Origin of the sequence: Leptolyngbya sp. GB1-A1 (assembly GCF_039962475.1) — a bacterium.
GTDB lineage: Bacteria > Cyanobacteriota > Cyanobacteriia > Elainellales > Elainellaceae > Leptolyngbya_A.
The window spans coordinates 118277-144201 of record NZ_JAMPLI010000001.1 but is presented as its reverse complement, the minus strand read 5'-3'; the positions used below and the strand labels follow the sequence as shown (position 1 = coordinate 144201).

The window sequence follows — 25925 nt, the reverse complement described above, 5'->3', positions numbered from 1 at the left end:
GTTGTGTAAGTGTCTCGATTTCAAGTGTCTCGATTTCACTTTTTCGGCTCAAAGTCCCTTATTTATGATTTATGAGGGATTAGGGGGGGCGGTTTGGGCAGCATTCAGCATTTCTCAAACCCCCTTTTAACTGAAACAGGTTAAACAAAATTTCTAATTTTTCAAACTCAAAAGCCCTTCTTCTTTCAGTTTCGGATCAAAGCGAACCGCCATCTTCACGCCGCGCTGTTCTAGCTGGGTCAGCACTTCAGCTTCGACGCGACGGGCAATCTGCTTCAGGAGTTTTGTTTTTCCGAGGTCATCGATCGCGGCAAAGGCAGCCTGTTCCTCAGCAGTCATTTGTTCTTTTGCATCGATCGCCTGGCTCCAGAGCGGTTCTTCCGCAGCATTTCCCGGTGGGACAGTGCCGTTTTCGCTGATCCAGGCGGTGCGAATGTCTTCCAGCAACGTGCGGCTAGGTCGTTCGATCGTCTGCACCTTCAGCCAGTAACATTTTTGCGGCTGACGAACGAGATGCTGCCGGAGGCTCAGTGTCACATCTCGCGAGTAGCCAATATACTGCAGGGTTTTCGCCTGATCGAAAATCGCGTAGACACCAATCCCAAAGGGGCGATCGATGAGCTGTCCTTCGTCGTCCAGGTAAGGAAGGTATTCAAGGTCGGTGAGAAAAGGAAGCGTGGGGTGGGGCATGAGGAGATGGGGAGATGAGAGGTGAGGAGATGGGGGAATGAGGGATTAGCCGATCGCAAAGCCCAGGCAGAGCAGAATGCCGCTCCAGAAGTGCAGCGAGACGGCGATGAATTTGCAGTTGTTGACCCGATCGGGCTGATTGTGGTTTTTTCCGACGTGGCTACAGAGGCGATACGCGGTCGGTAGACTGGCAAAAATGGCGATCGTCCATACAGGAAAGATGCTTAGCCCCACACCCAGCAGCGTTAGTGCATAAAGGCTCCCGCAGACCCAGGGCAGCAGTTCAGCCGATTGCTGTGTGCCTAGGCGGACAATAGGCGATCGTTTTCCGGCTGCCAGATCGTCGGCAACCTGATGAAAGTGAGAGCAAAACAGAATCAAGCTGGTGCTGATACCGAGAATGACAGAGGCTGCGAGGCTTGTGACAGACCACGTTTGAGTTTGGCTGTAGTAGGCAGCAGCAACGGCAAGCGGACCAAAGCTGAAGAAGCAAAGAATTTCGCCCAGTCCCTGATAGCCCAACCGGAAAGGCGGACCCTGATAGGTATACCCCAGCCCGCAGCACAGCAGAATAATTCCCAAAATTGTAAAGTCGCGCTGGGTCCAGGCGATCGACACGATGCCCAGAATCCCAAGCGTCAGCAGCAGGTTGCCGATCCAGAAAATCAGCGTTTTATTTCCTGTCAAATTCACCAGCGAGTGATGCTTGTTGCGATCAATTCCGGTTTCAGCATCAAAGACATCATTGCTGACGTTTTCCCAGGCAAGGATCAAGATCGCGGAAACCACAAAGGTGAGAAAAATGGGGAGGTTAAAGGTTTGGCTTTCCGCATAGGCAACGGCACTTCCCAGAGCGATCGGCATGATTGCCACGCTATACATCGGCGGTTTAATCGCAGCCATCCACAGCTTTTTTTGACCCGCATTCGCTTGGGTACTCGCTTGGGAAGAATTAATCGGGGAAGAAAAGGATTTAACGAGCTTAATTGTCATGGAGGTTTCTAAACTGCGTGACCCAGACCAGAAGGAAACGTCTACAGGAGCTTTTTACAAGGACTGTTTATAAGTTGCCTGATTAAGTTGCCATTTACTAAGTTGCCATGAACCCTGTCCCCATGCGCCTTCAGGCGTTTGCAGTGGTAATGATTCTTTACGTCGTGTGATAGTTCTCAATATGAAAAAATCTTCCGGATGTATTGTGAAATACCGGAAGACTGTAGTGGTAGATGCACCCTGATTAATATCCCTGGCTTTGGCTGGGGATTTTTTGTTTCTACGTAAGCTAGGCGATTTGCCGCTCCAGTGCAGGGTAGTCAGTGTAGCCTTTGCCGTCACCGCCGTAGAACGTGTTGCGATCGTAGGGGTTCAATTCGGCATTCAGCTCAAACCGTTTGGGCAAGTCGGGATTCGAGATAAACCATCTGCCGTAGGCGATCAGATCTGCGTCGTCTGCCTCCAGCACCGCATTTCCCGTTTCGCGGTTGTAGCCTCCGGCACTGATAATCTTGCCCTGATAAATCGGACGGAAGAAATGTGCGCCTAGGTCTTTCGTTTTGTCGCGCACTTCGGGGTTATCCCAGCGCGGCTCGACCAGATGCAAATACGCCAGATTGAAGCGATTCAGTTCCTTCACCACGTAGCCAAAGAGGGCTGCCGGATTGGAGTCGTGCATATCGTTAAAGGTTCCGGTGGGCGACAGGCGCAGACCCACGCGATTGCTGCCCCATACGCTAACGATCGCTTCCAAAACTTCCATTAAAAAACGGGCACGATTTTCGATCGATCCACCATATTCATCGGTGCGATGATTGCTGCCGTCCTGAAGAAACTGATCGATTAGATATCCGTTTGCCCCGTGGACTTCAACGCCATCAAAGCCTGCTTCAAGGGCATTTTTAGCCGCTTGTCGATAATCCTCCACAATGCCAGGAATCTCAGATAGCTCCAGGGCGCGAGGCATAACAAAGGGCTGCTCCCCGGTGTAGGTGGATGCCATGCCTTGAGGGGCGATCGCGCTGGGGGCAACGGGCAGTTCACCGTTGGGCTGAAGTGACGGGTGAGAAATCCGCCCGACATGCCAAAGCTGAAGAAAAATGTGTCCGCCCTTCTCATGCACTGCCTGAGTCACTTGCTTCCAGCCTTCGATCTGTTTGGCGGAGTAAATTCCGGGTGTTGCCGGATAGCCCATTCCCTGCGGCGAGATTTGCGACGCTTCAGTTACAATCAACCCGGCAGAGGCACGCTGGGCGTAGTAGGTGGCGTTAAGTTCAACCGGCACGTCGCCTGCACTAGCTCGATTGCGTGTCAGGGGAGCCATGACCAGACGGTTTGGCAGTTCGTAGGGTCCGAGTTGAATGGGAGTGAGGAGTTTGAGAGTAGACATAGGAGTAGGTAGGTAGGTGGATGAGTAGGTAAGCAGAAGTAGTTAAATAACCATTTGAGTTTTACTGTAACGCGATCGATTTGTTAGGTCAAGTGGTTACTTGAGTATTTAATTAGTAGGGTAGAACCATCTAGAATGGAATCACATCCTAAGAAGATACTTTAAAGCTGCAAACGGCGACCCGAACCGCCCCGCCCCCTAAATCCCCCAGCTTGAGGAACTTTGAACCGGAATAGAGTTTGAAGTCCCGATCGTTCGGGAGACTTTGACCTGAAACCCGGATCAAAAGTCTCTTCTTTGTAGGGGGTTGGGGGTGAATGCAGCCCATTGCATACTTCTAAAACAGCCTCTTAGAAATTCTTGTAGCGATTCCTGTGGAGTAAGGGTAAGACCTCAATGGACACTGAACAACGGGCGAAGATATTTGCAGCGTTAGGCGATCCGACCCGACTGCGAATTGTGGAGCGGCTCACTATGACCGAAGGGGAACTGAGCGGCTCAGAAATTGCGGCTCAGCTTGAGATTAGCCTTGCACTGTTTTGCCACCATTCCAAAACGTTGAGCGAGGCGGGACTCCTGCAAACTCGCAAAGAAGGGCAAACCAAGTTTCACGCCATTAATCGATCGCTGCTGAAAGAGTGCTTTATTAGCCTGTTTAACTGCCCGGTACTCAGCGAGAGCATCCATGCAAAAGCTTCGTTAACAGCAAAGTAAGCAACGCGAGTAATATCAAAGGCGAAATGCAAGAAAACTTTCTTTCCTGCTAGCTTTCACACCCGTTCTGTCCTGGTTGAATGCTTCTTTCGCTTCATAACCAAATAGATATAAAGATTTGTCACTCCTCTTAGATCCGGTTGTCCTCCTTCCCCTAAAGTACAGAAGCGAACAGGATGGAAACGATCGGAAAGCGAAGCATGAAATTTCTCAGTAAACCAGGCTAAAAAACGGGCTAGGCTAAACAGAGAGCCTCAAGATAAGACAATTGAAACAATAATACAATTGACAAAGCTTGTCTGCCGCTCTGTTTCCGTATCGTTCCAATGAATTTGACCAAGAGAGATTGAAGCGTTTAAAGAGCTATGGTGAAATCTTCTGTACCCCCCACTTCAGCAGCAAACTCTGGAACTACGCCACCGGCTGACTCTAAAGCGCGAGTCAGTGCCTTTATGAAGCAGATTCAAGACCAGATTTGCCAGCGTCTTCAAGAACTCGACGGCCAGGCTCAATTTCAGCAAGATAGCTGGGAGCGCGAAGAAGGCGGCGGCGGTCGATCGCGAGTGATCAAAAACGGGGGAATCTTTGAGCAGGGCGGCGTCAACTTCTCTGAGGTTTGGGGTAAGGATCTGCCGCCGTCGATTCTGGTTCAGCGTCCCGAAGCCGCCGGACACGGTTTCTATGCCACGGGCACTTCGATGGTGCTGCATCCCCGGAATCCCTATATCCCGACGGTTCACCTCAACTATCGCTACTTCGAGGCGGGTCCGGTATGGTGGTTTGGCGGCGGCATCGACCTCACGCCCTACTATCCGTTTGTGGAAGATGTGAAGCATTTTCACCAGACGCTGAAAGCAGCGTGCGATCGTCACCACAGCGAATACTATCCAACCTTTAAGCAGTGGTGCGATGAATACTTTTATCTGAAGCACCGTGGGGAAACACGCGGGGTCGGCGGCATTTTCTTTGACTATCAGGATGCTCGCGACACGCTGTATCACGGTCCTGATAAGAAGGGTCTAGCCGCTCAATACAGTGACTCGATCGGCAACATTCATCAGCGCAACTGGGAAGAAATTTTTGCCTTTGTGCAGGACTGCGGCAATGCCTTTCTGCCTGCCTACGAGCCGATCGTCGAACGTCGCAAAGATACGGAATATGGCGATCGAGAGCGCGATTTCCAGCTTTATCGGCGCGGTCGCTATGTAGAATTTAATCTGGTTTACGATCGGGGCACAATCTTCGGTCTGCAAACCAACGGACGTACCGAGTCAATCTTGATGTCGCTGCCGCCCCTGGTACGCTGGGAATATGGCTATCAGCCTGAATCCGGCACAAGAGAAGCACAGCTCTACGAAATTTTTCTTAAGCCGCAAGACTGGCTTAACTGGGAAGGAGATGTAATTCAGTAGTCGCGTCAACCTCGCATTTTGTAGCGCGTTGATTCCAAAACAAAACGTGCTCTGGCTGTTGCTGAACTCAGACGATCGTTCTGAATGACGGCAACAGCTTTTTTTCATGTCCTTTGATCGAACCTCCTAAGCCGTTGCTGCTGAATTTGAAATCAGGAATAATCGGCTCTCTTAGTTCCAGGCAAATAAAAACTTAAACTCCCTAGCCTTGGGGGATCTAGGCAACAATGCAGATGCGAAATTCATAACACTTCTATCCTCAATGCTTGCGAAAATCACCCTGACAGGTACTACAGAGCCGATCGCCCATCAACTAACCTGAATGTAGTATGCAAGCTGCAAATGTAGTATAATAATGGCTGTGCTGGCATACATTCACCTCAATCAGGAAAAGCCATCATGCTGAAATTTATTGCTGCAATTGAACTGAGGCAGCTTCAGTCTGAAGCAACCCAAAGAATGCTCGATCGCGTTTGTGAACCTTGTTAACGAGCGATTCCATAGATTGTTTTTGAGGGGCTTAAATGATTCGAGTCCCCCTTGGCGGAAATCTTTCTAAAGATGAACGAATGCGTAAAAAATATTGCTTTCGCAGTTCACACTACACATCAAAGCAAAAGAGTTGTAGTAGACTGCTGACAAATGATCCTGTCATTTTGTCTATAACCTTTTAGTATGTAAGGGTGACCGATTTGCACCGTCCCCTACGTTCACTGAGGCAAGGCAACTGGTTCAAATTAATTTGCGGAGCCAGTTATCAGCATCTTCCTGCCGTTCGGACATTAGCCCTCGCCTACGCGCTTGCTGGAGCCGACTGTATTGATGTCGCCGCCGACCCAGCCGTGATTCATGCCGCTCAATCTGCCCTGGAATCGGCGATGAGCCTGCAAAAATCCGCTCAGCAGCGTGGTTTTTTAATCGAGGGTTTACCCTGGCTGATGGTCAGCCTCAACGACGGCGAAGACCCGCACTTTCGTAAAGCTGAGTTTGACCCTGCCTGCTGTCCGCCTGATTGCACCCGCCCCTGTGAAACGGTTTGTCCGGCACAGGCGATCGTGTTTAGTCGAGGAACCGATCGAGGGCTGGATGGCGAATCGGCGGGCGTGATTGACGACCAGTGCTACGGCTGCGGTCGCTGTGTACCGATTTGTCCCTTTGACCGAATTTCGACTCGTTCCTATGTGTTTTCTCCAGCGGCAGTTGCCCCTCTGGTGTTATCTGGTGTAGATGCGGTTGAAATTCATACGCAAGTTGGGCGATTGGCAGACTTCAAGCGGCTCTGGCAAGCGATCGAGCCATTTCTCCCCACGCTAAAGCTGATTGCGATTAGCTGCCCCGATGGGGAAGGCTTTGTGGATTATCTGTGGGCACTGCACGAAGTCATGGCTCCACTCCCGTGTGCCTTAGTTTGGCAAACCGACGGTAGACCTATGAGTGGTGATATTGGCAATGGCGCAACACTGGCAGCAGTCAAACTGGGTCAAAAAGCGCTGGCGGCAAAACTACCTGGATATATTCAGTTAGCTGGAGGCACAAATTACTACACCGTGAGTAAACTCAAATCACTGGGCTTGCTCTCGCTAGATAAAACCCCTAATGCTGTAGCAAGGAATGGGGCGTCCTCGCAGGCGCGGCAGGAAGAACCGTTTCGCATTGCCGGAATTGCCTACGGCAGCTATGCTCGAACCCTCCTCGCTCCAATTCTTGAGCAGCTTGAACAATCCTCTCAGCAATTTCCCCTAAGTACTTCTGCTGAACACGACTTTGTGCCGTTTCATTCTTCCCGTTCCGAACAAAGCTTCGATCGACAGCAGTTCCAGATCCAGCTAGAGGACTCTGATCTTCTCTGGCAAGCCGTCCAAACCGCTCACACTCTCGTTTCCCAAATTAAGCAGCCTATGACCGCCTTCGCTCCATCCGGTTAACGTCCATCGCTCTTATCTCTAGCCCAATTTTGGTGAATATCAATCAGGTGAATATCAATCAGTCCATGATATCCAACGATAATCATTTTTCTGATCCAGTCCAGCATTCTGCGATCGAAGTCGAAGCACATCAATCACAGCCCGCCTTTCAAATCACCGACGACCTGAATCAACTGCTCGAAATTCTGCCGACCGATATCCAAGTCAAATTGGTCTCTCATCCACGACGCAATCAGCTTGTTGAGGTCGTGCTGGATCTGGGACGCAGGCCCGAAGCTCGCTTTCCAGGGACTTCTGAATATCTGTCAGACACTCCGGTTTCCAGAGCTGATCTGGACTATTGCGTTGAGCGCGTCGGAATGTTTAGTGGCGACAACCGGGCAGGCATCGAGCAAACCCTGCACCGAATTAGCGCCATTCGTAACCGGGCAGGAGCCGTGATTGGTTTGACCTGTCGGGTGGGTCGAGCCGTTTTTGGCACGATCGGCATGATACGCGATCTGGTCGAAACGGGCAAGTCGATCCTGATGCTGGGTCGTCCTGGCGTGGGCAAAACAACAGCTCTACGGGAAATTGCGCGGGTGCTGGCAGACGATCTCAACAAGCGCGTTGTGATTATTGACACTTCCAACGAAATCGCAGGCGATGGTGATATCCCCCATCCAGCGATCGGGCGGGCAAGAAGAATGCAGGTGTCTCGTCCTGAGCTTCAGCATCATGTGATGATTGAGGCGGTCGAAAACCACATGCCGGAAGTGATTGTGATCGACGAAATTGGAACCGAGCTTGAGGCGTTGGCAGCTCGGACGATTGCAGAGCGCGGTGTTCAGCTTGTGGGCACGGCACACGGCAACGAAATCGAAAACCTGATCAAAAACCCGACGCTTTCCGATCTTGTGGGCGGCATTCAGTCTGTTACCTTAAGCGATGAAGAGGCACGGCGTCGGGGCAGCCAGAAGAGTGTGCTGGAACGCAAGGCTCCACCCACGTTTGATATTGCGCTCGAGATTCTGGAGCGACACAAGTGGGTTGTGCATGAAAACGTCTCGGAGACGGTAGATTTGCTGCTGCGCGGCAGACAGCCTTCGCCTCAGCTTCGCACAACAGACGAATCCGGCAAAGTCCACATCGCCCGAGAAACCCCTCCACCCGCCGCCGGACAAACCACCTTTCGATCGGCTCCCTTGGGCGGCAACGGTACGCTGCGATCGGTGAGTTCGAGCAACTGGCGCACCTCGGGGCAAATGGTTCCGATCGGGCTGAAGCGTCAAGAAGTGAGCGAGCTAGGCATTGCGTTCGATGAAACCACTTCGAGCCCTTTATCAGAACGGCAGCAATTCGATCGATTGCTGAATGAGTCGTTAGAAAGCCTGCCTCTCGCGTCGCTGGAACCTGTGCATGATTACGCTACAAGCGGAACTGCTTCGTATAGACAAACGCCGGGTCCAAACGGAGAAGATCTGCCGCTGCACGTCTATCCCTACGCCATTAGTCGCCATCAGCTAGAGCAGGTGATTCGCACCCTGCATCTGCCGATCGTCCTGACCAAGGACATCGATGATGCAGACGCCGTTCTCGCCCTGCGATCGCACCTGAAAAACCACTCGAAGCTGCGAAGCATCGCCAAGCATCGTCATGTGCCCATTCACGCCGTGAAGGCAAACAGCGTCCCGCAAATGATTCGCGCCCTCCAGCGAATGCTGCAGATGGAGGAAGACGGCGTCGAGGAACCAATCGATCTGCACCTGTTCTCTAATGAGGGCGGCGAAGACGAACTGGAAGCACTGGAGGAAGCTCGGCTGGCAGTCGAACAAATTGTGATTCCCAAAGGACAGCCCGTGGAACTGCTGCCGCGATCGGCAAAGGTTCGCAAAATGCAGCATGAACTCGTAGAGCATTATCGGCTCAAGTCTTCTAGCTTTGGGGATGAGCCAAATCGTCGCTTGCGGATCTATCCTGCTTAGCACGATCGTTTCTACGACATTCAAAAAATGAGGGCGAATTTCGGTTCGCCCTTTTTGTTACCTGTTTTGTTTTTGTTGCCTGTAAAGCCTGGATTCGTCCTACACCAGAGCCGGGGTTAGGCTGCTAAGGTGCGGGTAGAGCGGAAAGCGGCGACAGAGGTTTGCCACACGCTGACGGCACTCTTCAGCCACCGATTCATTCTCAGCGTTCAGCAGGCGATCGGCGATAATGTTGCCAATTTCGGTGAATTCCGCCGTGCCCATGCCGCGTGTAGTCATTGCAGGAGAACCAAGCCGCAGACCGCTTGTGACAAAAGGCGATTCGGGGTCAAAAGGAACGGTGTTTTTGTTGGCGGTGATGTGAACATCGCTCACAAGCTGGTCGGCGATTTTGCCCGTCATACCGATCGATCGCAGATCCACCAGCATCAGGTGATTGTCAGTGCCATTCGAGACGAGCTTGAAGCCGCGATTTTGAAGCTGGGCTGCCATTGCTCGCGCATTTTCAATGACCTGACCCGAATAAGCCTTGAATTCGGGCTGAAGTGCCTCTCCAAAGGCAACTGCTTTCGCAGCCACCACATGTTCCAGGGGACCGCCCTGTGTACCGGGGAAAACGGACTTATCAAACTTCTTGCCCAGGTCGGCATCACGCGTGAGAATCAGTCCACCGCGAGGACCGCGCAGGGTTTTGTGCGTTGTGGTCGTGACGACATCGCAGTAGGAAAGCGGATTCGGGTGATGTCCGGTCGCAACCAATCCGGCAATGTGGGCAATGTCTGCCATCAAATACGCCCCGATCTCATCGGCAATCTCGCGGAACTTGGCAAAGTCAATGATACGGGGATAGGCTGAGTAACCACAGATCAGCAGTTTAGGACGGTGCTGAAGCGCAAGCTCTCGAATTTCATCAAAGTCGAGCTGTTCCGTCTCACGATTCACGCCATAGTGACATACCTTAAACCATTTGCCGGAAACGTTTACCGGAGAACCGTGGGTCAGGTGCCCACCGTGGGACAAATCCATCCCCATAAAGGTATCGCCCGGTTCGAGCAGCGTCAGGAATACGGCAAAGTTTGCCTGTGCGCCGGAGTGAGGCTGAACGTTAGCATGGGCTGCACCAAAAAGCTGCTTTGCCCGATCGATCGCAATTTCTTCGATGCGGTCTACAAATTCACAGCCGCCGTAGTACCGCTTGCTGGGTAGACCTTCCGCGTATTTGTTAGTAAGCACAGAACCTTGAGCCGCCATTACCGCCGCCGAAGCAAAGTTCTCGCTGGCTATCAGCTCCAGGTGTTCTTGCTGGCGATTTAGCTCCTGGTTAATGAGTCCGGCAACGATCGGGTCAGACTTGTTGAGGAAATCGAGGTTGGTATCAGTCACAAGCAACTCCAGAAAGGTTAGGGGAGGGAAAAGAGGCACCGTAAAGCATTGAGTTATTTAGCTTCAGCGATAAATTGCCCAAGCCATTTATCATATAGCGTTCACTGGGCTGTGAACAGAGCGTATCCGGGGTATTCCCCGCTTCAATCCTTAGTAGGATTCGCTGTACTTCCGGTTAGGTGATCGACGAAAGCGGTAGAACCTGATTCAGCTTGCCGCTCTGGAAGCCTTCCAGGTCAAGCGTGACATAGACAAAGCCAAACGACTTAAAGGCAGTCACCAGATTCTCGAGATCCGTAGTCTGCACAAATTCCTGAATCTGCTCAACGGGTAGCTCAATTCGAGCCGTATCTCCTGCCGATCGCACCCGCAGCGTTTTTAAGCCCAGATGGCGCAGATAGCGTTCTGCCTGTCCAACCCGCTGGAGCTTGGCGATCGTAATCTCCTCACCATAAGGAAATCGGGAGCTAAGGCAGGGCTGCGCAGGCTTATCCCACCAGGGCAATTCCAGATACTTCGACAGCTCACGCACTTCTAGCTTCGACACCCCCACTTCTGCCAGAGGCGATCGTGCCCCCCGCTCTTTTGCTGCCTGAATTCCGGGACGATAATCAGACAGATCATCAGCATTTACCCCGTCCACCACATAGGGATAGCCGCGCTCCAGCGCAAGCGGTTTTAGCGTGTCGTGCAGTTCGCTTTTGCAGAAATAGCAGCGATTCACCGGATTCGATCGATAGTTAGGGTTGTCCATTTCGTGGGTTTGCACCAGCTGATGGGCAATTCCAATTTCTGCCGCCTGAATTCGTGCATCTTCCAGATCTTCGGGCAGCAAAGAAGGCGAAACGGCAGTCACTGTCAACGCCCGATCGCCCAATACATCAAAGGCAATTTTGGCAACCAATGTGCTATCAATGCCGCCGGAGTAGGCAATCAGTGCCCGATCCATTTCGGCAAATAATCCTCTTAACTGCTCTAACTTCTGCAACAGCATGACTCGGTCGCGTTTTCTCCAACGCTGCAAGCGAATGGTTCTAGCCTAACAATTTTTGTTTTAATGATGGGTTTTCATGATGGACGAGTCAGGGGTGAGTGTTTAAAGACTGCTGCTGCAAATAAGCAACGATCGCTCTCAACCCCAGCCGATAGCTTTCTGCCCCGAAGCCGCTAATTTGCCCGATCGCTACGGGTGCAATATAGGAATGCTGGCGAAACGCCTCCCGACGGTGAATATTGCTGAGGTGAACTTCAACCGTAGGAATGGCAACGCCTGCGATTGCATCTCGAATCGCGACGCTGGTGTGGGTATAGGCACCGGGATTGATTACAATGCCCTGATGCTGCCCGATCGCCCCATGAATCGCATCAATTAATACCCCTTCATGGTTTGACTGAAACGCTGTCACCTTGGGCGTAAGCCCTTCTTCCTGAAGCTTTTCTGCCTCAGCAATCAGCATTTGATTAATATCCTTGAGTGTGGTCAAACCATAAACGCCAGGTTCGCGCTGACCCAGCAAATTTAGATTTGGTCCGTGCAATACCAGAATGCTATACACCGTCAGAGTGTGGTCAATGAACAATGACCAGGCTGTTTAGTCGATACAGTTAATACAATTTAATCAATACAATAAAAGCAGGACTCTAAATCGCTGAAGTTTTTGCGGGGCAGCTTACTTAACCAAATACCTTGACCAAACACCTTAGTCAAATAGGTTCTTGATCAAGTACGTTCTTGACTAAGTATGTCACTCAAAAAGCTGGGTCAAATTCCTTTCATCTTGGAACGCAGCCTTTGCTCAGGCATCCACAGCTTCAAACCAGCCCAAAAAGTTTTAGCTAGATTCCAGGAATTATTCTAAGAGTCAATCAAACCTTTAGTCAGGCATTAACTCTCTTGCGATCTTCGGTCACTCGTAGGCATCGCAAACAAGCCGCTGATAGCTTTTTTGTCAACTGCTTTCGGAGTACTGCGCAAGTACCGCTTTGGAAACCCTAGCGATAGCGGCGATCGTTATCTCTTACGGGTACTGGAATGGGTTCCGGTTCAGGTTGCGCTTCGGGACCCAGGAGTGCTTCAATTAGCTTGCCTGCCCATTCCTTCAGCTTTTCCAGAACCTTTTCAATGTAGTCCATGAATCGGAAAGCTCCTTAACGTAAGCCCAAATTCCTACCGTGCCTGGAAAATCGGACAAAGCAGGTCTTGTATTTGACTTTACTCTTTAATCATATCTAATCAACAGAAATGATCAAGGGTGTCAGGGTAGATTCATTGCTCTTCCTATAACTCACTGCAATTCTGCTAAGCGACAGAGGTTTTGATGAACTTCCTCGGTTATCCACCTGGCTTTCCTGATTTTTGTACTGCTTTTTCTGCACTATACATTTTCACGCTGCTCCCATTGGTATAGAAGTCAGCAGATCGGTGCTTCAGCGATTCATTCTGTGAAATTCATGAAGTAAACGGGGCGAATGATAAGGCATGATGCCTTTATCCAGCCCCGCTTGATTGCTATCGCCGGAAACATTAGCAAGCAGAATTGGCACGCAGAATCGATTAACCCGCTTTTCTAGCTCACCTTTTCTAATTGATCATTTCGCAGCCAGATATTGGGAGTTGGCACAAAGCCAAACTTGACGAGGGCATAGTCGCCCCGCAGTTCCAGGACTTCACCTTTTGTTTCAAACAGGTAGGGCGGAAAGCGCGGATCGCTTGCTTTTGCCTCCAGGCTATTTTCGAGCTTTTCGCGAACGGCACGAACGAGATCGCCTTTCTTGACTGCCATTGGTACATCCCAATTCTTTAACAGGTCTGAGTTAAGAATAGCCTGGGATGGGGATGAAGCAAAAGCCTCAGGCAAAGCGAAGCAGTTCTCTGACTGAAATCTGGAGAGCCTGGGGCGATCGATTTGTGGCTAGCTAGTCCTGACGCGGAGCAAAGATGCGAAACGATCCATCCGCTTCTTGAGTGACCCGACCGCCCAAAGCTTGAATGCGATCGATCACTGTTTTGCGGGTGCGATCGTCTGGCACCGTGTTTAACACCATTGCCCAGGCAGAAATCTGTGCTGACTTGCTATCGGGATTACGGGCAAGAAAGGCGGCGGTTTGCTCTGAAAACTGGGCAACCTGCTCACTCTCTGGCAATGAGGATTGTCTTGCCCAGGCGGCAGCGGTTTTAAACGATCGACGAGCAGCTTCACTGTCGCCCACAAACAAAAGCTGATCAACACCGAGCTGTCGCCACCCATAAAACCCATTAGGAGGCACGTCTGGCTTCAGTCGGGAGAGGGCACGCTGCATGATTTCCGTCGATCGCTCCGGTAAGGCAGCATAAAGTGAGCCGCTGGTCGAGAGAAAGGTATAAGCCTGAATAAAGCGCGGGTCGCGATCGAGGATAACTTCAAAGTAGTCCGGGCTGAGGCGGTAGTCAGACTTTTCACGGGCGACGGTGTCGCCAAAATACTGCGTGAAATTGAGAAATGTCCAATCTGCAAGCAAGTTGTCAAACCCGAAGGACGGCATTTTCTTCAGGAGCGACAGTCGGGCTGCTTCCGCTTCCGTTCCTTGACGGATTTCGGTCACACTAGTTGTTTGACTGCTGCTTCGAATCTGTTCGAGGCGAGGAATTTGCATCCAGCCGATCGCTGTAATACAGACACCAACCAGCAAAAGCGGCAGGATGAATTCAGATCCGATTCGACGAAGCAGCGTTTTCATAGCAAGAATTCACGATAAGAGCGAAGCATTCGGTGAGTCGGTTTGGGTGCATTGCGGGCAATATGAGACCGAATGTTTCATTCCTCCTGAATATTCCCTCATTTGCCCGAAACTATCCAAACTCAGTGTAAGTATCAAAGGATACTCGTGAAGTGAGGTTGGTCATTCCTGAAAAGGAGTGCCAAGATCAAAAAGACCGGAACCGCCAGAATCTTTATATGTCAGAATCGCTGGATTCGCTTGCTCAGCACTATCATCAGCGCACGAAATATCATCCCAAAACCCTGTCCGATCGCGCCCTGGACTGGGACAATCAGCCTTCTCCCTTCAAAGAGTACAAGATTGGCGTTGAGTTTGACCTCAAATCCCACCTGCAACCGATCGACCAAGAAGGGACAGAAAAGGATTTTTGGAGCCGGCTCTCGCGCCTGCTGTTTTGCACCTATGGCTTAACGGTGAGTATGCTGACGCTGCGAGGCGATCCGGTGTATCTGCGGGCCACCCCTTCTGCAGGCGGGCTGTATCCGGCAGAGGTTTATCTGATTTCTCGCGGCACTCCCCTGCTGCCTGCTGGGCTTTATCACTATCAGCCCCAGTCCCACTCACTGCTGCATTTCTGGGATAGTGAAGTCTGGACAGTTTTGCAAAATGCCTGCCTCTGGCATCCGACCCTGGACGGAACGCAAATGGCGATCGTGGTGACAAGCATCTTTTATCGATCGGCTTGGCGATATCTCGATCGAGCATATCGGCGGGTGCTGCTGGATACGGGGCATCTGCTGGGCAATCTGGAACTTGCCAGCGCGATCAATGATTTTCGTCCCCATTTGATTGGCGGATTTATGGATGAAGCAGTCAATCGGCTGATGTATCTGGACAGCGAAGGAGAAGGGACGATCGCTGTTTTAGCCCTGGCAGATTTGCAGGATTTACAGCAACACCTGCCGCTTGCGCCAACGGTTCTTTCCTCCTCCACTCACCGCAACTATCCCAAACTGGCAGAAGGAGAATTGCTCAGTTCACTGCACCGAGCGAGCAGCATTCCCGAAACCGACAATCCTCCAACACTGAAGCAGCTTGCCGTAAAGCGGGATGACGACCTTCCTCGCCGCGACAAATACAACTTTCCTTTTTGTCTAAAAGTCTCGACGGTGACGAACCCGATCGACTGGGGCAAGCAGCTCACCGACCTGGAAACCACAATTCTGAAGCGGCGATCGACTCGTGCCTACAGTGGAGCTAATCTGACCCTGACTGAACTGAAAGCCCTGCTTGATTTCACCTACCAGCCGCAAAGCTCGATCGATCAGCACCTCGACCCGACCCCCGACTACTGCGACCTCAGCTTGATTGAAACCTTTCTAGCGGTTTCAGGCGTTGATGGCTTGGAAGAAGGCTGCTATTACTATGCGCCCAAAGCACAGGAACTGCGTCAGATTCGGTTTAAGAACTTTCGCCAAGAGCTGCACTTTCTCTGCCTGGGACAAAACCTGGGACGAGATGCAGCCGTTGTTCTATTCCATACTGCCGACCTAGAGAAAGCCGTGATGCAGTATGGCGATCGAGCCTATCGTTACCTTCACCTTGATGCTGGGCATCTGGGACAGCGATTGAATTTGGCAGCCGTTCGGCTGGGGCTGGGCGTGAGTGGGATTGGCGGTTATTTTGACGATCAGGTCAATGAAGTGCTGGGCATTCCGACCGATGAGGCAGTGCTGTATATTACGACGTTGGGGCGGGTGAAGGGGTAATCACTCACGCCTTGCTCAGAAACGCCGCTGCTTCCACATGAGCGGTTTGAGGAAAGAAATCGGCAGGCTGTACTTGAATGAGTTCGTACTGGCTGCTGAGCAGCTTAAGGTCGCGGGCAAGGGTGGAGGAGTTACAGCTTACATAGACAATGCGATCGGGCTGCATCTGGAGCAGGGTTTCGATGACGGAACCTTCACAGCCTTTGCGGGGCGGGTCGAGCAGGACTACATCAGGCTGCACGTCGAGCTGGGGCAGAATTTCCTCGGTTTTGCCAATTTGGAAGGTGGCGTTGGTAATTTGATTCAGTGTTGCGTTGGCGTTGGCTTGCTCAATCGCTTCTGCCTGCATCTCAATGCCGATCGCCTGCTGCACCTGTTTTGACAAAGGCAGGGTCATGGTGCCGATCCCGCAGTAGGCATCCACTAAAATTTCTTCGCCCTGAAGCTGAAGCTGCTGTTGAATCGCCTGGAGCAATGCCTCTGCTTGCTCGGTGTTGACCTGAAAGAAAGTGGTCGGCTGGATGCGAAACCGGAGTCCGGAAAAGACCTCGGTAATAAAATCCTGTCCAATAATGCAGCGCGTTTCCTTACCGAAGATGGCGTTCGTGCGATTGGGATTCAGGTTGAGACACACGCCTTTGAGGGCAGGATAGCGATCGAGCCAGGTTTGTGCCTGTTCTGCCAGGTTGGGCAAATTTCCGGTTCTTGCCACGATCGTCAGCAAAATTTCTCCAGTGCGTCGTCCGATCCGCAGCCCCAGGTGCCGTACTTCTCCCCGATGGGTGGTTTCGTCGTAGATCGACCAGCCGCTCGCCTGAATGTCGTGCTTAATGTTTGCCAGAAACGGATTGAGCCGCTGATCTTGAATCGGGCACTGGTTCAAATTAATTAAATGATGACTGCCTTTCTGAAAATAGCCTGCATGGACGCTGCGCCGCTGAACTTGGGGCGATTTACCGGGAGCGATCGTGACCTGAACCGGATAGGTTGCTTTATTGCGGTAATCGAGGGCAGAACTCACTGCCAAGACAGGCTCTACCGGGGGCTGCACAAATCCGCCGATGCGCTCTAGGTCTTGAATTACCAGATTCCGCTTTGCCTCAAGCTGATAGGCATAGTCAATTTGCTGCCACTGACAGCCGCCACACTTATCTGCCACGATGCAGCCTGGACGCACCCGGTGTTCTGACGGTTCGATCAGCTCGTGTAGTTTTCCGTGGGCATAGTGGGGCTTGACCCGCACCAGGCGTACCCAGAGACGATCGCCCGGAACTGTATCAGGCACAAACACCACTCGCCCCTGCCAACGTCCGACTCCAGAGCCGTCATGGTTGAGATCCGAAATCGTTAATTCTAAAAGCTGTCCCTGCTGCCACTGTTCATTCGGTTCGTTCGGCTCTTCTTTCGGTTCCTGTACATTTGGGTCTTGCCTATCTTCTAACTTGCTCATTGCATCCCGCCCTGTTTGTCCTTTCCCAGTCTGACAAATCAGAGAACAATCTGAAGGCACTTCTGAAAGGAGATTTATTCTTCAACAATTCCCCTACAATAATGAGCGAGATTGCGTAACGAAATATTTACCATGCGAGTAGTAGCTCTTGTCCCTGGCGGGGTTAGCGATCAAATTCTGTTTTTTCCGACCCTGGACGATCTAAAGCGCAATTATCCCGATGCCGAAATTGACGTGGTGGTTGAACCGCGATCGAAATCTGCCTACCGGGTGTCTAAATCGGTCAGCGATGTGATTCCCTTTGACTTCAAAGATCGAAACAGTCCTGCAGACTGGGCAAACTTGCTGGGGGTGATGCGCGATCGAGACTACGAAGCGGTTCTGTCGCTGGGAAGAAGCTGGGGCGTAGGCTTGCTGCTGTGGCTGAGCGGTATCTCAACTCGCGTGGGCTTTGCGGGAAATGGCGGCAGTGGCTTTTTGACGAATGCTGTACCGCAGAAATCCGATCAGTATGCGGCAGCAATGTATCACGACCTGCTTCAGGCATTTAAGATCAATACGCCCCGCCCTGACCTCAGCATTACGATTCCCAGCAGCGATCTCGACTGGGCAGAAATGGAGCAAAAGCGGCTGGGGGTGAGCGGTTATGTCATGATTTATCCCGGTTCTAGCGAATCGCTTCAGAAGGGAATTTATACCGAGTATCCGGTCGAGCATTGGCAGCGCATCATCGAAGATTTTCAGCAGCGTCAGCCCGATTTACCGATCGTCATTGGTCAAGACGAAGAAAACGCTGAAACAGTGACGCAACTCCTCCAGGCTTGCCCCAGTTTGAAAGTGACGAAGCCAGGAGACGTTGCCAGACTCGCCGCGATGATTGCCGGAGCAAATTTAATGATTTGTACTGAAAGTGCCCCAATGCACCTCGCGGTTGCGCTCCAGGTTTATACACTGGCGTTGTTTGGTCCAAACGAGCCGAGTCAGCTCCTGCCTCAAAGCGATAAGTTTGTAGCCATTCAGTCGCCAACCGGCAAAATGGCAAATATCTCGCCAGAACAGGTATTAGAAAAGGTCTGGGGCGGCTAGGGCTTTACTCGGTAGCTTTTGACGATCGCCTCAGCCTGCTGCTGGTAGCTCTGGTAGGGCTTATTGACGCCGTACAAATTCAGAATAAAAATGGTGTCGCTGCGCTGTTCAACAAAGCTGACGGCATCCAGAGCATTATCCTGCTCGTCTTTTCCGGTCCAGTCAATGCGAATGCTGCCATCTGACTGAAGCGTTGATTTTGCCCAGGAAACGGTTTTCAGCCGATTCTGGTACTCAGTTTTGAGCGCGGCTTCGAGCTGAGGCGGAGTCAGCTTTTGTCCCTGCGCTGAGCCAAAATCTACGGCTCCGGCAAATCCCTGGTCATCCGACGCAAATGCAACGCCGCTTCCAGTGTCCTGATAAACAAAGCTTTTGGGAAACGCAATCTCAAATCGTCCTGTCTTTTCCCGATACAGCTGGGTTTCTGCCGTAACGCTGGGCGACGGAAACAGCGAAGGGACAGGAGAAGCAGACGGAGCAGGGGAGGTAGACGGAGAAACGGCGATCGCTTGCGGTGAACTCGTAGCCGTTACCGGAGACTGGCTTCGAGTCAAATTGCAGCCAGTCAGAGCGCAGAGGGGCAGTACAAACAGGGAAAAGACGCGCAGCTTCATCGAACCTAAATAAACCAATGCAAATGCGGTGTAGCTAGCATTGTAGTGATCCCAAAAGCCGTTGCGCCGATCCCCTAATGAACTCTACAGTCTTCTTAAAGAGGAGTCGATCAGCTTCATTCAGGATTTATCCTTCGTCCGATTTTGTTTCGCCCGATTTGGCTTCATCGGGTTTCGCTTCTGGCTTAAGCAGCGGGAAGGCTATCACATCGCGGATGCTGGCGCAGTCGCATAGCAGCATCACTAGACGATCGATTCCCATCCCCATTCCCCCAGTAGGCGGCATTCCGTATTCCAGAGCAGTCAGAAAATCTTCATCGACATTGTTTGCCTCTAAATCTCCGGCGGCTTTGCGGGCGGCTTGTGCTTCCAGACGTTTGCGCTGATCGATCGGGTCAGTTAACTCCGAAAAGCTGTTTGCTGTTTCCCGTCCGACGATGAATAGCTCAAATCGCTCGACCAGTTCCGGTTTGCTGCGATGCGGCTTTGCCAAGGGAGAAATTTCAACCGGATAGTCGAGAATAAACGTGGGCTGAACGAGCCTCGTTTCAACTTTCTGTTCAAAGGCTTCGTTCAGCAGTTTGCCGATCGACTCACATGTTTTGACATCCTTAATTCCAGCTGATTGCGCCGCCGATCGCGCCTCTTCCAAAGTAGAAAACTGGGTAAAATCTAATCCGGTTTGCTCCTGCACAATCTCGTGCATTGTGATCCGTCGCCAGGGAGGAGTCAGGTCAATGTCCTGTCCCTGATAAGCAATCTTTAGCGTTCCCAGCACTGACTCTGCCGCATAAACGATGATGTTTTCGGTCAGGGTCATCATGTCGTGGTAATCGGCGTATGCCTGATAAACCTCGATCGACGTAAACTCTGGGTTGTGGCGAGTCGAGATCCCTTCGTTGCGGAAAATGCGCCCCATCTCAAACACACGCTCAAATCCGCCGACGATCAGCCGCTTCAGGTGCAGCTCAGTCGCAATTCGCAGATAGAGATCCATCTCCATTGTGTTGTGATAGGTGACAAACGGACGCGCATCTGCACCCCCCGCTTCCGGCTGGAGCACCGGAGTTTCGATTTCGATAAAGCCCTGCTGATCGAGATAGCGACGAATTGCAGCCGTAATTAACGCCCGGCGGCGAAAGGTTTTCTGCACTTCGGGATTCACGATCAAATCCACATATCGCTGGCGATAGCGTTTTTCAACGTCCGTTAAGCCATGCCACTTGTCGGGCAGGGGCAGCAGGGATTTCGTGAGAATTTCGTAGTGAGTAACGCTGACCGACAGTTCGCCCTTTTCCGTGCGGCGGATTGTCCCCTTCACGCCGAGAATATCGCCCACGTCGGTTAACTGCTTCAGGTGTTCAAACGCCTCTGCGTCGATCGCCCCCATAGATTCCTGGATTTTCTTTTTGTCCAGGTAAAGCTGGATCGTGCCCGTTTCGTCTTGTAGCGTGAAGAATGCCAATTTGCCAAATACGCGCCTTGCTACGATTCGTCCGGCGATCGACACTTCCACGTCGAGATCTTCACCCGCCGCCAGATCTGCGTATTTCTGTTGAAGCTCAGCTGCATGAGCCGTGATTTCCCAGCGATAGGCGTAGGGATTCATCCCCAGGTCTTTAATTTGGGCAACTTTTTCGAGGCGTGCCGCACGGAGATCATCAGAAGCCATAGGAACTCAAAAGAAAGAATAGTAAACCAAGAAAAACCTGTTTTAATCCTGCTGATGCGCGAACTGATAAGCCCCGATCGCTGCCAGAACAATTCCCACGGCTAGCAAAATTGGGATGCTATACCAGGGAAAGTCGGAGAGGGAATCCAAGACAATCGACCGCAAGCTGATGCTCGTGTAGGTCAGGGGCAGTAAATAGATAATGCTCTTAAACAGCAGGGGCAACCGCGTCGGGTCAAAAAATGTCGCGCCCAGAAAGGACATCGGCACAATCAAAAAGTTATTGATCAGCCCAACCCCTTCCAGAGACTTAACATTCAATCCCGCAATCACACCAAGCCCTGAGAAAATCGCGCAGTTCAGCACTAGCACCAGCAAGAACAGGGGATTCAAAAACGCCCAGTTGCCTGTGAACAGAATCGCGACTACCATCACCGCCGCCGAAGTCATCAGCCCCCGCACCACGCCCGCCAGCATCTTACCCAGAAACAACGCCATCGGGTGAACAGGGAGCAGCAGGATTTCCTCGAAGGTTTTGGAATAGAGCCGTTCGCCGCAGATCGAGAAGGTCGTACCGCCAAAGCTGATCGTCATCGAAGACAGAGCAACCATTCCCGGCAAAATGAATTCCAGATAGGAGCCGCCGCTCGGTGGACGGACGGATAAGGCACTGCCTAACCCCAAACCAAACGCCAGAATGTAGATTAAGGGCGAAATCAAACCCGATGCGATCACCTGCGGCAGACGCACCCGCAAATCGAGCCAGTCTCCCCAGAAAACCGTTAAACTATCGGCAAAAATGCTGCGAATCGAAGAAGCTTTAATCACGATGACCTGCTGACCAGTAGAACGGCAATTTCAGCCCTGCTTCTGCAAATTGGTATTGCAGAATGACAAAGAATATTATTTTTTCTTTATTTTGACACTTCCTGCAAGCTTCTATTGGCTCGATCGCATTCCTGACTCGATCGCCCCCATCATTCCCCTCCAAGTGCAGTCGATTTGTGAGGCTTCTCTTACACTGGAAATAGGAATGCTAGGGTAGAGAGTGATCAGAAGCCCGTTTGCAATTTCTGGTATATCCGCTAGTCAGCCCACTCGGTGACGCATCCCTATGATCAAACGCAGACCTCCCAAAGCACCGCCTCGATCGCCCCGCTACTCCGACGATCGCGATCGGGATTACTATGACCGAGATCCGTATATGGAAAAACCAGAAAAGCCGCAACAAAAAGGACTGCTTGGCGGAGCCTTAACCTATACGACTGCCGCAATTCTGGCAACGGTGTTTATTGTGGGCATTGGCTTGGGGATGTTTTTTGGTTCCTACACGCCGTCCTCGAACTTGAGCAGCGTTGCGACTCGCGTAGACATCGAGCAGGCATCGCCTAACCCAGAAATTTGCTTGCAGTACGGTGCAAGTGCCGTTACGGTCGATCTCAGAGCATTCATGACGCTGAACCCGTTTAGCGTATTTGTGACTCAGCCGCGCATGGTTCCGGGCTGCGTGATGCGAAGCAGTAACTGGAATATTTTGCAGAGCCGAAACTTGATCAATGGCGAGCAGATGGCAGAGTGCCGCAGACGGATGAATACGTTTGCCTACACCGGAGACATTGACAAAGCTGATGGCAGTGCCCGAATTGACTGCGTTTACCAGAACGACGCGGCAGGCAACCTGTTCCGTCAGGCAGGCAGCAGCACATCGCCCGAAAACGATCGCCTCTAATCTCTAAGCTGTCTAATACCGTCTAATTCAAATATTTTGATACTGCAAACGTTGTTCTCTTCTACATCACCCTTCTCCTGGCGAGAGGGGTTTTTTTTGAAACGTTTGGCTAAAAGAAGTTGTGCAATTTGTTCGCTCGCAGCAGATTTAGCGGCGAGTCTGGCATTGTTGCTAAAGAAGCCTAGCGGCAATCTCTGAGATAATTTCTAGGAGATTGTTTGATTCAGTATTAGAAGTGGTATGTTGCCCCCTCTGTTTCCCTTTCTGGCTCCCAACTTTAGGGACTTTGAGCACTAGTAAGGAGAACTCGGTTCCCCGCAAAATTGGGAAGCGAGGGGGCGGTTTGGGTTACACAATCACTTTTCAAGTATCCTTCAGGCAAAGACGGGATCAGTCAAGCCGCAAACATGAGCAGCGTGACTTCGAGCAATAATTAAAGAACTGTCTTTGTCCCTTTCAATCCTTTGGGTAGCAGGTTCACCGAATATGGCTCCTTTTAATTGGTTTAACCGCCAGCACAGCGAAGAATCAACCACCGAAACGGAAACAGCGCAGGTCGCGCAGCCCTCGGCTGAACCTTCTGTTTCTGCTGAACCAGCGGCAGAAAGTGCAACCCAGCCAGAAGTGGCTCAAGACTATTTGACCTGGGCAAAGTCAGCCTACGAGAATATTCGCAAGCGGCAACAGGAGGAAACACCAGACCAGGCCTCTGACGCGCAAACGTCTGATCATCAAACTCCGACTACACAGACTCTGGAATCAACAGAAGCTGCTCCTGCCGAGGCCTCTCCTGTAGCAGCAGGAACTGTAGCAGAAGGGATAGACGCAACACCAAAAATCGAGTCTGCTCAGGTTTTGGCTTCGGAAACTTCTACAGACGAGGCTTTAACAGCAGAGGCTCCTGGTGAGCCGATTGCTTCGCAGTTCCCCGAAGGGGTAATCGCTTTGCAGTTCTCCGAAGAGGGAATCACCGAAACTACTCCAACGATTGGCTCTGAAACTTCATCCCCCTTGACTCCTGAAGCGGTCGCCCCGTCCCCTGCCACCGCTTTTTGGGCACAGGCAGAAGCCGATCGCCTTGCCCGATTAGAAAGATTGCGCCAGGAGGCGATCGAGCAGGAAGAGGCAGAGGCTCAGCTTGAGGCAGTTCCCAGTGCAGTACCCGCGTCTACTGAACCTGTAATTGATCCGGGGTTTGTGCTGGATGAAGGATTCCTCTGGTCGGCGGAAGTGCTGGCAGCTCAAGGGCGACGGGCAGAAGATGTTTCCCTGGAAGAGATTACCTGGCTGAAGCGATTGCGGCAGGGACTCGACAAAACTAGACGTAGCTTGGTCAATCAGCTTCGCTCGATCGTCGGTCAGGGTCCGCTGAATCAGGATGCTGTTACTGAAATCGAATCGCTGCTGCTGCAAGCAGATGTGGGCATTGAGGCAACCGACTATATTGTTGAAGCCCTGCAAGCCAAACTGCGGGAAGAGGCATTGCCCCCTAATGAGGCGATCGCCTATCTAAAGCAAATCCTGCGGGAAATGCTCGATCGCCCTCTTCAGCAGTCCCATAACGTCAATTTCTCACCCGAAAAAGACAAGCTGAATATCTGGCTCATGACGGGCGTGAACGGCGCAGGTAAAACGACAACGATTGGAAAACTAGCGCATCTGGGCACAAAGTCTGGCTATCGCTGCCTCATTGCCGCTGCTGATACCTTCCGAGCCGCCGCCGTGCAGCAAGTTAAAGCCTGGGGCGATCGAAGCAAGGTGGAAGTGGTGGCAAATCCGGGCAAAAACACTGACCCCGCTGCCGTTGTTTTTGATGCGATTACCGCCGCGCAGTCACGTAACACAGAATTGCTGCTAGTCGATACCGCAGGCAGACTGCAAAACAAAAAGAACCTGATGGATGAACTAAGCAAAATTCGCCGCATTATCGACAAAAAAGCTCCTGATGCTCACATCGAATCGCTGCTCGTTCTGGATGCCACGCTAGGACAAAATGGGCTGCGTCAGGCAGAAGTCTTTTCAGAAGCCGCAAAGCTCAGCGGTGTAGTGCTCACAAAGCTCGACGGCACAGCACGAGGCGGCATTGCACTGGCGATCGTGCAGCAGCTTGGTTTACCCATTCGTTTTATTGGTGCAGGTGAAGGCATCGAAGATTTGCGTCCTTTCTCCAGCTATGAGTTTGTTGAGGCATTGCTGAGTGGCTAGGTTGAGCAGTTAGGACCATGACGCAGTGGTTGGCTCAAAACAGACCTCCTCAATTTCATCAATCAATAGCAATAAATGCTGAATCTGCTCAAGAAACTGCGAGGTGGCGCAATAGTAGGGATTGGCTATATGCTTTCCCCGCTTTCCTGGTGGAACGATGTATTCTTTAATCTGCCAATTGCGCTTGCATTTGGCTATGTGATCGCCTGGATCCACTCAGGCTGGTTCTTAGCGGGAACGATCGTTGGTTATTGGCTTTCCAACGTCCTCGGCATTCTCATGATGCAGTTTGGCGCGATGGAGGTGTTCCTGAGAGAAGAGAAAAGAAATATCAAACGGGACTTACTCATTGGGGTTGGCGGTTCTACGCTTTACACCGTTGTTATTGCGCTCCTCGTTTACTTTCGTATTTTGCAGGTGCCCGATTTCATCGCGAGCTTGCAGCTATAAGCGGTTGGAGGCAGTTCCACCTGTGCGGGTTTCCCAGATTCGTACTATGATCGAGAGAGAAATTGAAGTTTTGTAAAGCAATTGACTCCAGCCATCCGACCCACCCAGGGCATTGCCGCCCCTACTGAATGGTATTCCCTCAACCCGCTTTGGCAGGGAAATGAGGCGATCGTACAGCGAGGACTGCCCCACCCTCAGCTTGCCCCCGCCTGGCAGGTGATTCTGCTGGGAGACGGTTCGCCTACCCGCTATCTTCAGCTTCTGACAGGTGAACCTACTGAAGTCGATGTGATCGATATGTCGCTTGTCAACAGTGATTTGGACGGCGCACCCGATGTGATTCAGGCAGTTCCCGCGCCCTGGCTGCGACGACAGGTTTGGCTGCGAACTGCTTCCGGGCAGCGGCTTGCCTATGCTGCATCTTGGTGGGAAGCCAGCCACGTAGACGAATATCTGCAAAATCGATCGCTCCCGGTCTGGGCAAACCTGGCAAAGCTGCGAACTGAGCTTTATCGCGATATTCAGGGAATTGAATACGGCTCTTCTGCTCCCTTAGAACAGGCATTTGGTCAGGCGGGTCCGTTTTGGGGGCGGTACTACCTGTTCTGGCATCACGGGCGACCCATAACTTTAATCTACGAAGTCTTCTCGCCCTACCTGGAGAAATATTTGGGACCGACTCGCGGCAGCTAGCGGTAGGAACAGAGTTCCGGTCAGAAATAATTCCAGCTCTGTTCACTCGATCGCTCAACTCTCTAAACTAGATCTGGAGTTAACCGC

The 25925-nt window shown here is 51.7% G+C and carries 24 protein-coding genes; 11 read left to right on the top strand and 13 right to left on the bottom strand.

Features of this window, described 5'->3' with window-relative positions:
- Positions 1 to 153 precede the first annotated feature (153 nt).
- The 3 genes from NDI45_RS00625 to NDI45_RS00615 all read right to left on the bottom strand — a co-directional run bounded on the left by NDI45_RS00625 (position 154) and on the right by NDI45_RS00615 (position 3073).
- Complete coding sequence (locus tag NDI45_RS00625) at positions 154 to 690, bottom strand: GIY-YIG nuclease family protein (protein ID WP_348245768.1); 537 nt, start codon at positions 688 to 690, stop codon at positions 154 to 156.
- Positions 691 to 735: 45 nt separating this feature from the next.
- A complete protein-coding gene (gene menA / locus NDI45_RS00620) occupies positions 736 to 1593 on the bottom strand; it encodes a 2-carboxy-1,4-naphthoquinone phytyltransferase (protein ID WP_277879203.1) in 858 nt (285 codons plus the stop codon).
- 379 nt (positions 1594 to 1972) lie between these two features.
- On the bottom strand, positions 1973 to 3073 hold the full coding sequence (locus tag NDI45_RS00615; protein WP_190792902.1) for an alkene reductase: 1101 nt from the start codon (positions 3071 to 3073) through the stop codon (positions 1973 to 1975).
- 396 nt (positions 3074 to 3469) lie between these two features.
- Here NDI45_RS00615 and NDI45_RS00610 point away from each other — a divergent pair, with 396 nt between their 5' ends.
- The 4 genes from NDI45_RS00610 (at position 3470) to NDI45_RS00595 (ending at position 9088) form a co-directional block, all read left to right on the top strand.
- On the top strand, positions 3470 to 3787 hold the full coding sequence (locus NDI45_RS00610) for a metalloregulator ArsR/SmtB family transcription factor (protein WP_190792901.1): 318 nt from the start codon (positions 3470 to 3472) through the stop codon (positions 3785 to 3787).
- Positions 3788 to 4152: 365 nt separating this feature from the next.
- Entirely contained in the window at positions 4153 to 5199 is a 1047-nt protein-coding gene (hemF, locus tag NDI45_RS00605; protein ID WP_190792900.1) for an oxygen-dependent coproporphyrinogen oxidase, read from the top strand.
- 683 nt (positions 5200 to 5882) lie between these two features.
- Positions 5883 to 7124 (top strand): circadian clock protein LdpA, encoded by a 1242-nt coding sequence (locus tag NDI45_RS00600; protein WP_190792899.1) that lies wholly within the window; start codon positions 5883 to 5885, stop codon positions 7122 to 7124.
- Between the two features lie 65 nt (positions 7125 to 7189).
- On the top strand, positions 7190 to 9088 hold the full coding sequence (locus NDI45_RS00595; RefSeq protein ID WP_348245767.1) for a R3H domain-containing nucleic acid-binding protein: 1899 nt from the start codon (positions 7190 to 7192) through the stop codon (positions 9086 to 9088).
- 99 nt (positions 9089 to 9187) lie between these two features.
- Here the strand turns inward: NDI45_RS00595 and glyA are convergent, their stop codons facing one another.
- The 6 genes from glyA to NDI45_RS00565 form a co-directional block, all read right to left on the bottom strand.
- On the bottom strand, positions 9188 to 10471 hold the full coding sequence (glyA, locus tag NDI45_RS00590) for a serine hydroxymethyltransferase (RefSeq protein WP_348245766.1): 1284 nt from the start codon (positions 10469 to 10471) through the stop codon (positions 9188 to 9190).
- Positions 10472 to 10646: 175 nt separating this feature from the next.
- The gene (larE, locus tag NDI45_RS00585) at positions 10647 to 11465 is read right to left on the bottom strand and encodes an ATP-dependent sacrificial sulfur transferase LarE (protein WP_190792896.1); all 819 of its coding nucleotides are present in this window, start codon (positions 11463 to 11465) and stop codon (positions 10647 to 10649) included.
- Positions 11466 to 11553: 88 nt separating this feature from the next.
- A complete protein-coding gene (gene aroQ, locus NDI45_RS00580; RefSeq protein WP_348245765.1) occupies positions 11554 to 12051 on the bottom strand; it encodes a type II 3-dehydroquinate dehydratase in 498 nt (165 codons plus the stop codon).
- 412 nt (positions 12052 to 12463) lie between these two features.
- Positions 12464 to 12604: a hypothetical protein gene (locus NDI45_RS00575; RefSeq protein WP_190792894.1), complete on the bottom strand. Its 141-nt coding sequence runs from the start codon at positions 12602 to 12604 to the stop codon at positions 12464 to 12466.
- Between the two features lie 434 nt (positions 12605 to 13038).
- Positions 13039 to 13254 carry an NAD(P)H-quinone oxidoreductase subunit O gene (locus tag NDI45_RS00570; protein ID WP_190792893.1) on the bottom strand — a complete coding sequence of 72 codons (216 nt, stop codon included), beginning with the start codon at positions 13252 to 13254 and terminating at the stop codon, positions 13039 to 13041.
- Between the two features lie 133 nt (positions 13255 to 13387).
- Positions 13388 to 14188 carry a hypothetical protein gene (locus NDI45_RS00565; RefSeq protein ID WP_348245764.1) on the bottom strand — a complete coding sequence of 267 codons (801 nt, stop codon included), beginning with the start codon at positions 14186 to 14188 and terminating at the stop codon, positions 13388 to 13390.
- 218 nt (positions 14189 to 14406) lie between these two features.
- On the opposite strand from NDI45_RS00565, the gene NDI45_RS00560 reads away from it, so the two are divergent.
- Positions 14407 to 15939, top strand: a complete 1533-nt coding sequence (locus NDI45_RS00560; protein ID WP_190792891.1) for a SagB/ThcOx family dehydrogenase — start codon at positions 14407 to 14409, stop codon at positions 15937 to 15939.
- 4 nt (positions 15940 to 15943) lie between these two features.
- Here NDI45_RS00560 and rlmD read toward each other — a convergent pair whose 3' ends face one another.
- Positions 15944 to 17389 carry a 23S rRNA (uracil(1939)-C(5))-methyltransferase RlmD gene (gene rlmD / locus NDI45_RS00555; protein ID WP_348245763.1) on the bottom strand — a complete coding sequence of 482 codons (1446 nt, stop codon included), beginning with the start codon at positions 17387 to 17389 and terminating at the stop codon, positions 15944 to 15946.
- Positions 17390 to 17521: 132 nt separating this feature from the next.
- Between rlmD and NDI45_RS00550 the strand changes: the two genes are divergently transcribed.
- Complete coding sequence (locus NDI45_RS00550) at positions 17522 to 18475, top strand: glycosyltransferase family 9 protein (protein ID WP_348245762.1); 954 nt, start codon at positions 17522 to 17524, stop codon at positions 18473 to 18475.
- On the opposite strand, the gene NDI45_RS00545 is transcribed toward NDI45_RS00550, so the two are convergent.
- The 3 genes from NDI45_RS00545 to NDI45_RS00535 form a co-directional block, all read right to left on the bottom strand.
- Positions 18472 to 19107, bottom strand: a complete 636-nt coding sequence (locus NDI45_RS00545; protein ID WP_190792888.1) for a hypothetical protein — start codon at positions 19105 to 19107, stop codon at positions 18472 to 18474. The two genes, NDI45_RS00550 and NDI45_RS00545, sit on opposite strands and share 4 nt — an antisense overlap.
- A gap of 109 nt (positions 19108 to 19216) precedes the next feature.
- The gene (gene lysS, locus NDI45_RS00540; protein ID WP_348245761.1) at positions 19217 to 20761 is read right to left on the bottom strand and encodes a lysine--tRNA ligase; all 1545 of its coding nucleotides are present in this window, start codon (positions 20759 to 20761) and stop codon (positions 19217 to 19219) included.
- 42 nt (positions 20762 to 20803) lie between these two features.
- Positions 20804 to 21592, bottom strand: a complete 789-nt coding sequence (locus NDI45_RS00535; RefSeq protein ID WP_190792907.1) for an ABC transporter permease — start codon at positions 21590 to 21592, stop codon at positions 20804 to 20806.
- An 88-nt stretch (positions 21593 to 21680) separates the two neighbouring features.
- On the opposite strand from NDI45_RS00535, the gene NDI45_RS00530 reads away from it, so the two are divergent.
- The 5 genes from NDI45_RS00530 (at position 21681) to NDI45_RS00510 (ending at position 25838) form a co-directional block, all read left to right on the top strand.
- Positions 21681 to 21806, top strand: a complete 126-nt coding sequence (locus NDI45_RS00530) for a hypothetical protein (RefSeq protein WP_277879202.1) — start codon at positions 21681 to 21683, stop codon at positions 21804 to 21806.
- Between the two features lie 69 nt (positions 21807 to 21875).
- Positions 21876 to 22490: a DUF3172 domain-containing protein gene (locus NDI45_RS00525; protein WP_199296657.1), complete on the top strand. Its 615-nt coding sequence runs from the start codon at positions 21876 to 21878 to the stop codon at positions 22488 to 22490.
- Between the two features lie 486 nt (positions 22491 to 22976).
- Positions 22977 to 24695 carry a signal recognition particle-docking protein FtsY gene (gene ftsY / locus NDI45_RS00520; RefSeq protein WP_190789841.1) on the top strand — a complete coding sequence of 573 codons (1719 nt, stop codon included), beginning with the start codon at positions 22977 to 22979 and terminating at the stop codon, positions 24693 to 24695.
- A gap of 75 nt (positions 24696 to 24770) precedes the next feature.
- Positions 24771 to 25145: a hypothetical protein gene (locus NDI45_RS00515; RefSeq protein WP_348245760.1), complete on the top strand. Its 375-nt coding sequence runs from the start codon at positions 24771 to 24773 to the stop codon at positions 25143 to 25145.
- A gap of 81 nt (positions 25146 to 25226) precedes the next feature.
- Positions 25227 to 25838: a chorismate lyase gene (locus NDI45_RS00510; RefSeq protein ID WP_190789843.1), complete on the top strand. Its 612-nt coding sequence runs from the start codon at positions 25227 to 25229 to the stop codon at positions 25836 to 25838.
- Positions 25839 to 25925 lie beyond the last annotated feature (87 nt).